At 56.6% G+C, this 14,836-nt stretch carries 12 protein-coding genes; 4 read left to right on the top strand and 8 right to left on the bottom strand.

The window, feature by feature from the left end:
- Window positions 1-6: 6 nt before the first annotated feature.
- The 6 genes from PHU01S_RS08290 to PHU01S_RS08265 all read right to left on the bottom strand — a co-directional run bounded on the left by PHU01S_RS08290 (window position 7) and on the right by PHU01S_RS08265 (window position 4,736).
- Window positions 7-1,107, bottom strand: a complete 1,101-nt coding sequence (locus tag PHU01S_RS08290; RefSeq protein ID WP_127507098.1) for a glycosyltransferase family 4 protein — start codon at window positions 1,105-1,107, stop codon at window positions 7-9.
- Between the two features lie 28 nt (window positions 1,108-1,135).
- Window positions 1,136-1,834, bottom strand: coding sequence for a sugar transferase (locus tag PHU01S_RS08285; protein ID WP_127507096.1), 699 nt, complete (start codon window positions 1,832-1,834; stop codon window positions 1,136-1,138).
- Between the two features lie 6 nt (window positions 1,835-1,840).
- The gene (gene galU, locus PHU01S_RS08280) at window positions 1,841-2,740 is read right to left on the bottom strand and encodes a UTP--glucose-1-phosphate uridylyltransferase GalU (RefSeq protein ID WP_127507094.1); all 900 of its coding nucleotides are present in this window, start codon (window positions 2,738-2,740) and stop codon (window positions 1,841-1,843) included.
- A 276-nt stretch (window positions 2,741-3,016) separates the two neighbouring features.
- Entirely contained in the window at window positions 3,017-3,712 is a 696-nt protein-coding gene (locus PHU01S_RS08275; RefSeq protein ID WP_049869231.1) for a CpsD/CapB family tyrosine-protein kinase, read from the bottom strand.
- Window positions 3,693-4,445, bottom strand: a complete 753-nt coding sequence (locus tag PHU01S_RS08270) for a YveK family protein (protein ID WP_127507092.1) — start codon at window positions 4,443-4,445, stop codon at window positions 3,693-3,695. Before PHU01S_RS08270 ends, PHU01S_RS08275 begins: the two co-directional genes overlap by 20 nt.
- Window positions 4,446-4,475: 30 nt before the next feature.
- Entirely contained in the window at window positions 4,476-4,736 is a 261-nt protein-coding gene (locus PHU01S_RS08265; protein WP_157054029.1) for a hypothetical protein, read from the bottom strand.
- A 396-nt stretch (window positions 4,737-5,132) separates the two neighbouring features.
- Here PHU01S_RS08265 and PHU01S_RS08260 point away from each other — a divergent pair, with 396 nt between their 5' ends.
- Window positions 5,133-5,501, top strand: a complete 369-nt coding sequence (locus tag PHU01S_RS08260) for a helix-turn-helix domain-containing protein (RefSeq protein WP_021877331.1) — start codon at window positions 5,133-5,135, stop codon at window positions 5,499-5,501.
- A gap of 257 nt (window positions 5,502-5,758) precedes the next feature.
- Window positions 5,759-5,917 carry a hypothetical protein gene (locus PHU01S_RS25695; RefSeq protein ID WP_021877330.1) on the top strand — a complete coding sequence of 53 codons (159 nt, stop codon included), beginning with the start codon at window positions 5,759-5,761 and terminating at the stop codon, window positions 5,915-5,917.
- 209 nt (window positions 5,918-6,126) lie between these two features.
- Here the strand turns inward: PHU01S_RS25695 and gltB are convergent, their stop codons facing one another.
- Complete coding sequence (gene gltB / locus PHU01S_RS08255) at window positions 6,127-10,734, bottom strand: glutamate synthase large subunit (RefSeq protein ID WP_127507088.1); 4,608 nt, start codon at window positions 10,732-10,734, stop codon at window positions 6,127-6,129.
- A 669-nt stretch (window positions 10,735-11,403) separates the two neighbouring features.
- Window positions 11,404-11,796, bottom strand: a complete 393-nt coding sequence (gene kapB / locus PHU01S_RS08250; protein WP_021877327.1) for a sporulation phosphorelay system protein KapB — start codon at window positions 11,794-11,796, stop codon at window positions 11,404-11,406.
- 176 nt (window positions 11,797-11,972) lie between these two features.
- Between kapB and PHU01S_RS08245 the strand changes: the two genes are divergently transcribed.
- Together PHU01S_RS08245 and PHU01S_RS08240 are read left to right on the top strand one after the other, a co-directional pair.
- Entirely contained in the window at window positions 11,973-13,091 is a 1,119-nt protein-coding gene (locus PHU01S_RS08245) for a UDP-N-acetylglucosamine--LPS N-acetylglucosamine transferase (RefSeq protein ID WP_048748901.1), read from the top strand.
- Window positions 13,092-13,207: 116 nt separating this feature from the next.
- Window positions 13,208-14,626 carry an NAD-dependent malic enzyme gene (locus tag PHU01S_RS08240; RefSeq protein ID WP_021877324.1) on the top strand — a complete coding sequence of 473 codons (1,419 nt, stop codon included), beginning with the start codon at window positions 13,208-13,210 and terminating at the stop codon, window positions 14,624-14,626.
- Window positions 14,627-14,836 lie beyond the last annotated feature (210 nt).

Here is a 14,836-nt window from a genome sequence, read left to right as displayed (position 1 = left end):
TGTGATTTACAAATCATTTAACGCTTCTAAAAAATGTAGAGCGGAATTGTTCCAAGTCCACTTTTTCGCTTGTGAATAACCTTTATTTATTTGCTTTACTTTAAATTCCTCATTGTTAATTAAAATTGATACTGCTTCAACTATTTGCTCCGCTTTATTAGGATCAACCAATATTCCTGCATTCCCCACCACATCTGGAATTGCAGTGCTATTCGACGACACCACTGGAACCCCACAAGCCATTGCCTCTATGGGTGGAATGCCGAACCCTTCCGCGAAGGTTGGATAAACAAAAACAGATGCAGCCCGATAAATATGCGGGAGCATCTGATCATCTACAGAATCTATAATGTTCACGTAGGGTTTTAACTGCAATTCATCAATTTTCTTGAAGAAGTCCTGGAAGCCAAAATCCGGCTTGCCCACGATAACAAGATTTCCTACGGATATATTCTTTTCCAGAAGAATTTTATAGGCTTTAAGCAAGGCAATGTGATTCTTTCGAGGTTCGATACGTCCAACCGTTAAAAGATAATCCCGCACTCCATATTTTTGTTCAATTAATGCTTTTGATTCATCCTTATTTTCAGGAGAGAATCGACTTAAATCGACTCCATTGGGAACGACTTTCACTTTATGCTCCGGTATTCCGTAGAGCTCCATGATTTTGTTTTTCGAGTATTGAGATACGGTGTGGACCTGCTTCGCTTTCTGAGCGGAATACCTGACCAGGATTTTGTTGCGAAGCACTTCTTGTTTGGAGAAGTATTGAGGATGGGTTTCAAACAAGATGTCATGAATGGTGCAGATCGTGTCGCAAGGGACCATCAGAGGGGAAATGTATTGAGTGTGGTATAGATCAATTTTGCTGCTTTTAAGAAGCGGCCGGGATTCATAGGTCAACCGTCTGACTTTGGAACCGGATTTAAAATTGATGTATTCCGCTTCATTGCTATAGGGAAGGTCCGCTTCATTTCCCCAATGTCCAAAGAAGACATAGTCTTCGGGATTGCTTTGCTTTAATACTTCTTTGTATAAGTTGAGCAGATAAGTACGGCTCCCCTGAAACTTCCCGGCAAGAACATGAGCATCCACGCCAATCCTCATTTATCTCTCTCCTTCATTCAAAAAAAAATCAAAATGCGTCCCTGGAACCGAACAAAACCTTGACGGTTTTGAACAAAATATTGATATCAAATGGAAGACTGCGTTTTTGTATGTACCGAATATCCAGTTCCACCATCTCTTTAAAGCTCAAATTATTCCGCCCGCTCACCTGCCACAACCCCGTGCAGCCAGGCGTTACCTTAAGCCGCTGTTTGTCATAAGCCGTATACTCCGCAACTTCCCTTGGCAGTGGCGGCCGCGGTCCGACGAGCGACATATCCCCGCGCACGACATTCCACAGTTGCGGAAGTTCATCGATGCTGGTCTTCCGGATGAATTTCCCGATCCTCGTAATTCGCGGATCATCCTTCATCTTGAACATAGCGCCTTGAATTTCGTTCTTCTCCAGCAGATCAGCCAGCAGCTCCTCCGCATTGGATACCATCGAACGGAATTTATACATATGGAACGGCCGCTCTCCCTTGCCGACCCGCTTCTGGGAGAAGAACACTGGGCCCTTGGGGTCCTCGATCTTGATCGCGATGGCGAGCAGAAGAAAGACCGGCATAAGAAAAATCAAGCCAATCGAAGCGGCCACGATGTCCATCGCACGCTTCATCATCAGATAACCCGTCAAATTCCTTTTGTTTTCAACTGCGTAGGAGGAGTAGTAGGCGCTCGATTCCAGGACAGCTTCCGCTTCCTTGCGGTTCGGGTTCAAACTCATCTTCGATCACCCCAGCTTGATAGAATTGGTTGTATTGGAGTACTCTTCAATGAGCTCTTCAAGGGCGGTCAGCAGCGGATGCTTCAGCTCATCATTGCGCAGCGCGAAGTCGATCGTCGTCAGGATAAACCCGAGCTTCTCTCCGACGTCATACCGTTTCCCGTCAAAGTCGTAGGCGTATACGCCCTGAGACTCGTTCAGCTTCTGAATCGCATCGGTCAGCTGGATCTCTCCGCCGGCTCCGATGTTGTGTTCGCCAAGATAATCGAAGATCTCCGGCGTGAATACGTAGCGACCCATGATCGCCAGATTGGAAGGGGCTTGCCCTCGCGCCGGCTTCTCCACGAATCTCTTGACTTGAACGAGGCGGCCCATCGTTTCGAGCGGATCCACGATGCCGTACCGATCCGTCTGATCGATGCCCACGGTCTGGACGCCGATGACCGAGCGGCCGGTTTCTTCGTATTGATGCATCAGCTGCCTCGTGCAGGGAACCTCTCCCTGTACGATGTCGTCGCCGAGCAGGACGGCGAACGGCTCGTTGCCGATGAAGTTGCGGGCGCACCAGACGGCATGGCCGAGCCCCTTCGCTTCTTTTTGCCTTATGTAATGAATATCCACGTTGGAAGACTTCTGCACCTCGCTGAGCAGGCCGAGCTTCCCCTTCTCCATCAGGCTGTGCTCCAGCTCGAAGGCGATGTCGAAGTGGTCTTCAATCGCTCTCTTGCCCTTGCCTGTGACGATGATGATGTCCTCGATGCCGGATTGCACCGCTTCTTCCACAATGTACTGGATGGTCGGCTTGTCGACGATCGGCAGCATTTCCTTCGGCATCGCCTTGGTCGCGGGCAGGAACCGGGTCCCCAACCCCGCAGCCGGAATAATCGCTTTTCGAACTTTTTTCATACCGTCACCTATCCTTATCCTTTTTCTCTCTGGTTCTTCCAGTCCTATCCTTGGGAAAATGCCAAAAAAACGAGTCATGTTTTCGTTGAAAGCGGAAACATAACCCGTTTTTCTGCCATTTCGTTAGTAAAACCGGGGCATTCAACCCCTCCTCACACCGTACCATCGACGATTCACGTCTAAGGCCCACTCATGAGCCCACAGCACGGCCGAGTGCCTGCAGTGATAAAGGTGCAGCAGGCCTTACCTGAAAGTTGGAATTGGAGGGAATAGGCGCTACTTCGCTTCTTTGGTTCCGTAGTAGTAATAGGTGTACTTGTCGCCCTTCCGGCTCTTCATGTTGTTGAGGACGACACCGAGAATCCGGGCCTGCACATGCTCCAGGTTGCTTTTGGCTTTGCGGACAAGCTCGCTCTTGACCTTGCCGGCTTGGACGACGAGGATGACGCCTTGGCAGAGAGAGGAGATAATCAGCGAATCCGTCACGGCGAGCACGGGCGGCGTATCAAAGATGATGATGTCGTATTGAGCCTGCAGCTCCTGCAGAAGAGACTTCATGCTATGGGAGGCCAGCAGCTCGGATGGGTTGGGAGGAATCGGTCCCGATGGCAGCACATCGAGCTGCTCGACATGGGTATCCTGGATGGCATCGGCCCATCGGCATTGGCCGGACACGACCGTCGACAATCCGACCCGGTTGGATACCGAGAAAACCTGGAACACCGATGGCTTGCGCAGATCGGCGTCGATCAGCAGCGTCTTTTTGCCTTCTTGGGCATAAGTGACCGCGAGGTTGGAAGCCGTCGTGCTCTTGCCCTCGCCGGGATTGGCCGAAGCGACCATGATGACCTGGATCGGTTCATCGAAGGAAGAGAACTGGATGTTCGTACGCAACGTGCGGTAGGCTTCCGAGATCGGAGATTTCGGCTCGTAATAGGTGATGAGGCTGGATTCACTGGTTGAGCGTGGCATAGGAGCCCTCCTTGACCGGATTTGGCTTGGTTGAAGACGGCTTGCGGGACTTCGAGCCGTACTTGTCGATCTTCGTAATCTGGGTCAGCATCGGCAGCTCGAGCTGAGCCTCTACATCCTTCTCCGTCTTGATCGTGTCGTCCAGGTAATGAATCAGGAAGACAAGTCCGACCGAGAGCATGAACGAGACGACAAAGCTGATGAAGATCAGCACGATCGGGCTGGTGTTGATGCTCATGGCGGCCGCATCCGGATTCGCCTTGTTGAGAATGTTCACGTTGTCGACTTTCATGATGGAGGGATTCGTTTCTTTGAAGGTTTGGGCGATGGCATTGACGGCCTTGGCCGCCTGAGGATAAGAGGTGCCGGTGAAGGAAAGATCCATGACTTGCGATTCCGCCGAGGAGCCTACGCCGAGCCCGCCTCTCAGTTCATCTGCCGACATCTTGAGATCGGGGTACTTTTCCACGACTTTGTCGAGTATGGCCGCGGATTGAATGATTTCCTTGTAGGAGTTGATGACGGTGATGTTCGTCTGCATCGTGCTGAGATCCAGCATCGACATTCCCTGGTATTCGAATGCCTGATTGACGATCAGCTTGGCTGATGCGGAATAGACCGGAGTTGTATAGAAAAAGCTTTTGAATCCTGTCGCCAGGCAGGCGATAAGGACGATGGCGGTGATGAGCCACTTGCGCTTGCCCATGATAGTCAAGTATTCTTTAAGTTCCACGTTGTCGAGCCTCCGTCATATAGAAATGGTTCACTTCCGATAAATATAGTGGACTTTATAAGGATGCCGGGCCGGCTGCCCGCTCAGCAGCCAATCGTTCAATTCACGGATCCATTCGAGCCGGCTGACCGATCGGCCGGTTATGTCCAGCTCGTAATGGTACAGATTGCCGGACTTGGCTCTGGACCCGACCGTGCCGGTGATGAGATGCATGCGCCGGTTGAGCATGAGGGTGAGGGTAAGCCGGTAGCCGTTCTGGACGGGGAACAGCAGCGTGGTGGAGAATTCCATCCGATCCGGGCTCATAGTATGTAACAAGACTTTGCGCGATCGGGATTGAACCGCCTTTCCCCGAACTTCGGAGATGCGGATATCCCCAAGAAGCTTGCGGCCCATGCGCGCCTGACTTAATCTGTCAGATCCGGGCTCCAAATTACGACGGACGACCATCCTTCACCTCCGACAAAATGCTGCTGGCCAGCAAGAATAAAGGAGCTTTGAATCGGGAATCATGGCATATATATGATACAGAATGTATCTTTAACATCTCCAACTTTACGATACAATTCGTAACATGTCAAGCGATTTTACATCCCGGATTTGAAAAATGCGACTATTCGTAGCAAATCATCCATAACGCTCATTTCCGTATTAAACTGGGTTATATAGAGATCTAGGAGGTACCTAATGGACATTGGAACTCGGATCGCGAGACTAAGAGAAGAACGAGGCTGGACTCAGGAACAGACCTCTGTAACGCTCGGAATTTCCCGCGCGGCCTTGTCTCATTATGAAAAAAACCGGCGGGAGCCGGATACCGATACGCTGGCGAAATTTGCGGATTTATACCATGTGTCCATCGACTATCTGGTCGGAAGAACCGACAATCCCGCTGCCGTTCTCGATGCGGGGGTTGGAGAATTTGTCTCCAGCCTGGAGCTGTCCGATCAGGAAATGATGGAGAAGTTCGCCTTTTCCATCGACGGCCGCAAGCTGACGGCTGAAGAAGCGAAGAGATTCATCGCCTTTATCCGCGCCGAACGCTCCATGAGGTAATAATGCCCGCTAATATGCTGAAACCCGCCTGTATTCAGGCGGGTTTATTTTTTAATGTACCCGGTTGTCCGCTGCGCTAGGATTAAAGTAGCGACAATTCCATGACCCTAAGGTCCCTGTTTCGACAATAATCAACCAAAATTATCCAAACTTGTCCTTCAGATTCCGACAGCTTTTGCGTCATGCGTCATTTATACTATCTACTATGTTCCCAAGTAGAGATAATAAATGAGAGAAATGGGAGTGGGTTGAACAATATGGTAACCAATCATCAAGACGGCAATAAGCTACCTCCTCGGGTAGAGCTGGATGTCAGGTTCATTCTGGAACAGCTCGGTATCGACAGCGAACTCGCCATTCAGCGCATCTTCAAGGACCATTCCGCCCCCACGTCGCAAGAGGAGAAGAAAAAGTAGCAAATTCTCCCGCGCCTGTCGGCCCTTCTTGCCAGCCTGTCCAAACAGCCCCGCCCCCCAGCTGAAAGAGCCCTATAGGCCTGAATGATACATATGAGCGTTACATCATGTATAGTTACAATAGGTATCATAACCTGCAAAAAAAAAGGATAAAAAAAGAACCGGCATCCTCCTATTGGAGGATGCCGGTTCTTGCTATTTGCTTCGGATCAGTTGCCGCCTACACGGGCGAGCTCGCGCATATTGGCTTCAAAAGCTGCCAGAAGAGCATGCTCGCCCTCCAGGCCGTCCTCCTCTTCCGCTTTGCGGATCTGCTCCAGCATGCGCTTGTAGTCCTTGGGAATGACGCGGACGAAGCTGTCCAGAGACTGCTCCCAGTCCGCGAGCAGGCGCTCGCCTACGGCGCTGCCGGTGTTCGAGACATGGGCTTCGATCAGGGAGCGCAGCTCCGCGATGTCTTCCTCGGCCTCGACTCTCTCCAGCAGGACCATCTCCAGGTTCACTTGCTTGTAGAAGGTGCGCTGCTCATCGAGCACATACGCCACGCCGCCCGACATGCCGGCCGCGAAGTTCCGTCCCGTGCCCCCCAGCACGACGACGCGTCCGCCTGTCATGTATTCGCATCCGTGGTCGCCTGTACCCTCGACTACGACCTTCACGCCGCTGTTCCGCACCGCGAAGCGCTCTCCGGCAATGCCGCGGATATAAGCTTCGCCGCCGGTAGCGCCGTAGAAGGCGGTGTTGCCGATAATGACGTTGTCCTCCGCCTTGAAGGTCGCCTTCGGCGACGGAGCGACGATGATCTTGCCGCCGGAGAGGCCCTTGCCGACGTAGTCGTTGGAATCCCCTTCAAGCGTAAGCGTAATGCCCTTCGGCACGAACGCGCCGAAGCTCTGGCCGGCAGAGCCGGTGAAGCGAAGGCTGATCGTGTCTTCCGGCAGTCCCTTGGCTCCGTAGCGGCGGGTAACCTCGCTGCCCAGAATCGTGCCGATGACGCGGTTCGTATTGCCGACCTGGAACGAGGCTTCCACCCGCTCGCCGCGCTCGAGCGCCGGCGCCGCTGCCGGCAGCAGGCTCCGCATGTCGAGCGTCTCTTCGAGCCCGTGGTTCTGCCGCTGCACGTTGTGCCGGGATGCGCCATGCGGCACTTCAGGGATATGCAGGAGCGGCGTCAGGTCGATGCCGCGCAGCTTGTAATGATGGATCAGATCCTTGGACTCCAGCAGATCCACGCGGCCGACCATTTCGTTGACCGTGCGGAAGCCGAGCTCCGCCATGTACTCGCGCATTTCCTGGGCGACGAACGTCATGTAGTTCACGACATGGGACGGATCGCCCATGAACTTGCTGCGCAGCTCCGGATTCTGCGTCGCGACGCCGACCGGACATGTATCCAGCTGGCAGACGCGCATCATGACGCAGCCGAGCACGACGAGCGGAGCGGTCGAGAAGCCGAACTCCTCGGCGCCCAGCAGAGCGGCGATCGCGAGGTCGCGGCCGTTCATGATCTTGCCGTCGGTCTCCACGACGACGCGGTCGCGCAGGTTGTTGAGCATGAGCGTCTGATGCGTCTCGGCAAGGCCGAGCTCCCATGGCATGCCCGCGTGGCGCATGGAGTTCATCGGAGAAGCTCCCGTGCCTCCGTCATAACCGCTGACGAGAATGACGTCCGCCCGGCCCTTGGCGACGCCGGCCGCGATCGTGCCGACGCCGACCTCGGATACGAGCTTGACGTTGATGCGGGCGCGCGGGTTGGCGTTCTTGAGATCATGGATCAGCTCCGCAAGATCCTCGATGGAGTAGATGTCATGATGCGGCGGCGGCGAGATGAGGCCGACGCCCGGAGTAGAGCCGCGAACCTCGGCGACCCACGGATAAACCTTGCGTCCCGGGAGCTGTCCGCCCTCGCCCGGCTTGGCGCCCTGCGCCATCTTGATCTGGATCTCGTCGGCGTTGACCAGATAGTTGCTCGTCACGCCAAAGCGGCCCGAAGCGACCTGCTTGATCGCGCTCCGCCTCGAATCTCCGTTGGCATCCGGAATGAAGCGCGCCGGATCTTCGCCGCCCTCGCCCGTATTGGACTTGCCGCCGATGCGGTTCATCGCGATGGCCAGGCTCTCATGCGCTTCCTTGCTGATGGAGCCGAAGGACATCGCGCCGGATTTGAAGCGGCTCATGATCTTCTCTACGGATTCGACTTCCTCGATCGGCACCGGGGTGCGGTCCTTCTTGAAGTCCAGCAGCGAGCGCAGCGTCAGGAACTTGCGGTCCTCGCCCTGCACGAGCTCCGAGAATTTCTTGTACAGCTTGTAGTCGTTCGAGCGGGAAGCCATCTGCAGCGTATGGATCGTCTGCGGGCTGAACAGATGGTCCTCCCCGTCCTTGCGCCACTGGTACTCGCCGCCGGAGTCGAGCTCCTTCTCGGCGCCCTCCTGCTCGGCGTAGGCGCGGTTGTGGTGCTTGAGCGTTTCCTCGGCGATGATGTCCAGGCCGATGCCGCCTATGCGCGATGGCGTCCAGGTGAAGTACTTGTCGACGAGTTCCTCGTTCAGGCCGACCGCCTCGAAAATCTGGGCTCCGCGGTAGGATTGGATCGTCGAGATGCCCATCTTGGACAGAATCTTCAGAACGCCCTTGGTCGCGGCCTTGATGAAGTTCTTGACGGCCTTCTCATGCGTAACGCCGCGCAGCATGCCCTGGCGGATCATGTCGTCGAGCGTCTCGAACGCCAGGTACGGATTGATCGCGCTCACGCCGTAGCCGAGCAGCAGCGCGAAGTGATGCACCTCGCGCGGCTCGCCGGATTCCAGCAGCAGGCTGACGCGGGTACGCGTGCCGTTGCGGATGAGATGGTGATGCAGGCAGGACACCGCAAGCAGCGCCGGGATCGGGCAGTTGTCGCGATCCGAGCCGAAGTCGGACAATATGAGGACGTTGTGGCCCTTGGCGATGACGCGGTCAGCCGCTTCGCACATCGTGTCGAGCGCCTTGCGCAGCCCTTCCTCTCCGCCGTCGGCAGGGAAGAAGATCGGCAGCGTGATGGACTTGAAGCCCGGGCGGCGCACATGGCGCAGCTTGGCGAAGTCCTCGTTGGAGAGGATCGGCGACTCCAGACGGATCTGGCGCGCGCTCTCCGGCTCCGGCTTCAGCAGGTTGCGCTCCGGACCGAGCGAGGTGCCGGTCGCGGTGATGATCTCCTCGCGAATGGCGTCGATCGGCGGATTGGTGACCTGGGCGAACAATTGCTTGAAGTAACTGTAGAGACGCTGCGGTCGTTCGGACAGAATAGCCAGCGGAGCGTCGTAGCCCATCGAGCCGATCGGCTCCACGCCGCTCGAAGCCATCGGCTCCAGAACCTTGCGCAGATCCTCGAACGTATAGCCGAACGATTGCTGGCGCTGCTGCACCGTCGCATGCTCGAGCTCCGGCAGCTCCGGGGCATCCGGCAGATCGACGAGGCTGATGAGGTTGTCGTCGAGCCATTCGCGGTACGGGTTCTCCGCAATGATGCCCGCCTTGACCTCTTCGTCGGAGATGATCCGGCCTTCCTTGGTATCGACGAGCAGCATGCGGCCTGGACGAAGGCGGTCCTTATAAAGGATATTCTCCGGCTCTACGTGCACGGTGCCCGCTTCGGAGCCGAGGATGATGACATCGTCCTTGGTCACGTAGTAGCGCGCCGGACGAAGGCCGTTGCGGTCGAGGATGGCTCCGATCTGAGTGCCGTCCGTGAACCCCATCGCGGCAGGGCCGTCCCACGGCTCCATCAGGCAGCTGTGGTATTCGTAGAACGCTTTTTTGTCGTCGCTCATGTCCTCGTGGTTGGACCAAGGCTCCGGCACCATCATCATCGCCGCATGCGGCAGGGAGCGGCCGGCCAGGTACAGGAACTCCAGCGTATTGTCGAACATGGCCGTATCGGAGCCGTCCGGATTGATAATCGGCTTGATCTTGTCGAGATCCTCTCCGAACAGCTCGGAGGCGAACAGAGACTGGCGGGCATGCATCCAGTTGACGTTGCCGCGCAGCGTGTTGATCTCGCCGTTGTGGATCAGGTAGCGGTACGGGTGGGCGCGCTCCCAGCTCGGGAACGTGTTCGTGCTGAAGCGGGAGTGGACGAGCGCAAGCGCCGTCTCCATCGCTTCGTCATTGAGCTCCACATAGAAGGAGCGGACCTGCTCCGTCGTCAGCATGCCTTTGTACACGATCTTCTTGCTGGAAAGGGACGGGAAATAGAACATGTCTCCGCCTTCTTCGCCGGCATAGCGGATCGCGAGCTCGGCGCGCTTGCGGATGACATAGAGCTTGCGCTCGAATGCCAGCTCTTCCGAGAGCTCCGCGCTGCGCGCGATGAACACCTGGCGGACGAAAGGCATCGCCTTGCGGGCCGATTCTCCGAGCAGCTCGTCGTTGGTCGGCACGGTGCGCCAGCCGAGCAGCGACTGGCCTTCCTCGGCGATGATCGTCTCCAGCTTGTTCTCAAGCCGCTCCCGGACGGACGGGTCCTGCGGCAGGAAGAGCATGCCGACCGCATAAGCGCCTTCAGCCGGGAGCTGGATGCCTTGGGCGGACAGCTCGCGCTTGAAGAAGCCGTGCGGAATCTGCAGCAGGATGCCTGCGCCGTCGCCGGTGTTGGGCTCGCTGCCCTGGCCGCCGCGGTGTTCCATGTTCTCCAGGACGGTGAGCGCCTGGCGTATGATGGTATGGGATGGTACTCCCTTGATGTTCGCCACAAATCCCATGCCGCAAGCGTCTTTTTCGAACTGCGGATCGTAGAGGCCTTGTTTCGGCGGCAATCCAGTCATTTTCCTGTTCATCGGATGCAACCTTTCTGTCGGAGGATAGATATAAGAACGGACAGCAGGCAGAAGGTCCTCCGTATACGGTTCGGATGAAGGCGGCCGAAATGTATAAAAATGCATACGAATTCATATTCAAGCTTGGCTGTCCAGTTGTTAACTTGGCAGAAATAATCGGTCACGGCATGGAGCTCAGGAAGCGGAAATACACTCCGGAAACGATAGTTATTCGTTGATTTTATCATCCTGAACGGGGCATATCAATGTAATTCTTTTTATAAACCTGATTATTAATATCGTTCATTATCGCCCGTACGCCTTATCAGGCAAGGGTTTGGGAGCGCCGGGCGGGCGCTTTGGCACAGTACAGCGTCGATTCTGCATTCATCGTATCACATCGCCGGTCCAGTTGGGTACAACAACTTTGAGGCAAGCCGTTTCCTCCCAATAAGATCACAGTTCATGTTAACTTTGAGTAAACAAAGACATGTATAGACATGCAAATTGTCCGAATCGGCGCCCTTTTGCGACAAATGAAAACGCTCTACCCTGACGCAGCCAGGAAGGAAGAACATTTTTATACGCTTTATGCACCTGGATGGAGATGAAAAAGCCTTCCGCCGCATAAAGGCGAAAGGCTTCAAAATAAAGGATATTCATTCCCGCTGGAATTCCGCTGGCCGCTTCCTAAAGACCGTAGTCCTTCGCCACATCCTGCAGCGTCTCCCGCGCGCGGGCCGACCAGCGCTCCAGACGCTCCAGCTCGCCGAGCGAGAGACGCACCGCTGCAGCGAGCGATTCCTTGTAATCCGGAATCCCGCTTCCCCGGAACGGCTCCATATCGCGAAGCAGGACGAGCGCTTTCTCCCGATGCGACAAGGCGCGGCGCTCATGGAACATCGGAACGTCCGGATCGTAGGGATGATGAAGATCTCCCTGGTCGGGATGGCGCAGCACGGCAAGCGTCTCGACCACGCAGCGAGGCGATCCGGTCTCGGCCACCCTGCCGGCGTAGGTTCCCGTTTTGTACGTGAATCGGACCAGATCTCCCTCGGAGACCGGCTGTCGTTGTTCGTTCATTTGAAATTATCCTTCCTTATATAGGGTTTCCGGATGGCGTCAAGGCGGGTACAGCGGTTCGATCCGTCATGCCAAGAATATCGGAGAAGCAGGGCTGGATGCAACTCCCAACTCCCATGCTTGTCTTTCCTACCGCGCTCGTCGTAATATTGGGATAGAGAAAAGTAGGTGAGTGCATGCGCAAGAAAAGGGTGCTGTTGCTCTCAGAGGGGTTCGGATCCGGTCATACGCAAGCGGCTTACGCGCTCGCTGCCGGACTCAGGCAGCTGTCTCCGGATGTCCAGACACGGGTGCTCGAGCTGGGTAAATTCCTTAATCCGGTCCTGGCCCCGCTGATCATGTCCGCATACCGCAAAACCGTAGGCAAGCAGCCTAAGCTGGTCGGCATGATGTACCGCACCAATTATAAGCGTTCCTTCAACCGGTTCACGCAGCTGGCCATTCACCGGATCTTCTATACGCAGACCGAGCAGGTCATCCAGCAGCTCAAGCCGGAGATCATCGTCTGCACGCATCCGGGGCCCAATGCGGCTGTCGCACGGCTCAAAAGGCTCGGACTCGATGTGCCTTTATATACGCTGATCACCGATTATGACGCCCATGGCACCTGGGCCAGCCCGGAAGTGAACCATTATCTGGTCTCTACGCCCGTCGTCAAGCGCAAGCTGATGGAGCGGGGAATCCCGCCGGCCCGAATCGAGGTCACCGGCATACCGGTTCATCCCCAGTTCTGGCAAGCCCAGAATCAAGCGGAAGCGCAGCGGGAGCTTGGACTCAAAGCGATGCCGACCGTCCTGGTCATGGGCGGCGGATGGGGCCTGATGGAAGAAGAAGACGAGTTCATCACGTACATGACGCGATGGCGCGAGGAAGTCCAGCTGATCTTCTGCACGGGCACGAACGGAAAATCCCGCGAAGCCATGCTGGAGGATCCCCGCTTCGTCCATCCCAACATCCGCGTGCTCGGCTTCACGAAGGAGATATCCAAGCTCATGGACGCCTCCGATCTGCTCGTGACCAAGCCGGGAGGCATGACCTGCACCGAGGGCATGAGCAAAGGCATCCCGATGCTCTTCCACAAGCCGATACCCGGCCAGGAGGAAGAGAATCTGGAGTACTTCATCCGCAGCGGCTTCGGGGAGATGCTGCATTCGTCCGGCACGATCGACAAGTGGTTCCGGATGATCCAGCAGCCCTACAGCTCCGGAGAGTACAGGCAGACTCTCATGAGCAAGCGCAATCAGCAGTACGACCCCCTGGAATGCCCGACTGCCGTCTTGCGGCTGATGCATTGACGGCTCCGGCTTTCTGCTGGAACATGAACTATACACAATCCGGCTTTCTTTCTGCCGGAACATGACTACACACGCCTCCCGCTGCGGCGGAGAGGCTCACCTGAGGAGATGAGCGCATGGATAACAAAGCGTTGGATGGAAAAACAGTCATTGTCAGGCTCGAAATTGAGAGCGGTACCAATTTCAGCTCCGTCGTATCGGCGATCGAAGCCGCAGGCGGCGACGTGATCGCCATCGACGTCATTTCGACGAGCAAGGGCAGCACGACTCGCGACTTGACGGTCAAGGTCAAAGACACCGGAACGACGGAAAGGCTCGGCAAATCGCTCGGGCTGATCAACGGAATCCGCGTCATCAACACCTCCGACCGCACCTTCCTGCTCCATCTTGGCGGCAAGATCACGATCCAGCCGAAAACGCCGATCCAAAACCGCGACGATCTGTCGAGGGTTTACACGCCGGAGGTCGCCCGCGTCTGTACGGCTATCCATGAGGATCCTTCCAAAGCGTTCTCTCTGACGATCAAGCGCAACACGGTCGCCGTCGTCTCCGACGGAAGCGCTGTGCTCGGCCTCGGCAACATCGGTCCTGAAGCGGCCATGCCGGTCATGGAGGGCAAGGCGATGCTGTTCAAGCAATTCGCCGACGTCGACGCCTTCCCGATCTGCCTGGACACGCAGGATACGGAAGAGATCATCGCCGCGGTAAAAGCCATCGCGCCAGGCTTCGGCGGCATCAACCTGGAGGACATCTCCGCTCCGCGCTGCTTCGAGATCGAGGAGCGGCTGCGCGAAGAGCTGAACATTCCGGTCTTCCACGATGACCAGCACGGCACGGCTGTCGTCCTGTACGCAGGGCTGCTCAACGCCCTGCGCCTGACGGGCAAGCGGATCGAGGACGCCAAGATCGTCGTCTGCGGCATCGGCGCGGCAGGAACGGCCTGCACCAAGATGCTGCTGGCCGGCGGAGCCCGCAACGTGCTCGGCGTCGACCGCGAGGGCATTCTGACGGCGGACAAGGAGTACGCGCATCCGATGTGGAACTGGTACGCCGGCAACACCAATCCGGATCGCGTGAGCGGCGGACTGTCCGAAGCGATTGCCGGAGCGGATGTGTTCATCGGCCTGTCGGCCGGCGGCATTCTCAAGCGCCATATGGTGCAGACGATGAACGAGCAGCCGATCGTGTTCGCGATGGCCAATCCGGAGCCGGAGATTCGTCCGGAGGAAGCGGAGGACATCGTCGCCGTCTTCGCGACGGGCCGCTCCGACTATCCGAACCAGATCAACAACGTGCTGTGCTTCCCCGGCATCTTCCGCGGCGCTCTCGATTGCCGCGCAATTACGATCAACGAGGAGATGAAGCTTGCCGCGGCCGAAGCGATCGCCTCCACGGTAGGCGAAGACGAGCTGAGCCGCAGCTACATCATCCCGAGCGTGTTCAACGCCAAGGTCGTCGAGGAAGTCCGCCGCCGCGTCGTCCAGGCGGCTCGCGCCAGCGGCGTCGCCCGCCGGAATCCGAAGGACGCTCTGTAAGCCATACCGAAGCCCTGCTAGGCCGGACAGAAGGTTGTCCAGCCCGGCGGGGCTTCGTCGGTTCAGCGGAGAGAGCCGATTGGGCGGGATGTGCCTATTAGGCGGAATGAGCCGGTTGCGCGGGATGAGCCGGTTGCGCGGGATGTGCCTATTGGGCGGAATGAGCCGGTTGGGCGGAATGAGCCGGTTGAGGCGAATAAGACGATTTTT

Origin of the sequence: Paenibacillus humicus NBRC 102415, assembly GCF_004000905.1 — a bacterium.
Taxonomy (GTDB): Bacteria; Bacillota; Bacilli; order Paenibacillales; family Paenibacillaceae; genus Paenibacillus_O; species Paenibacillus_O humicus.
This window is presented reverse-complemented; position numbering and strand designations above follow the sequence as displayed.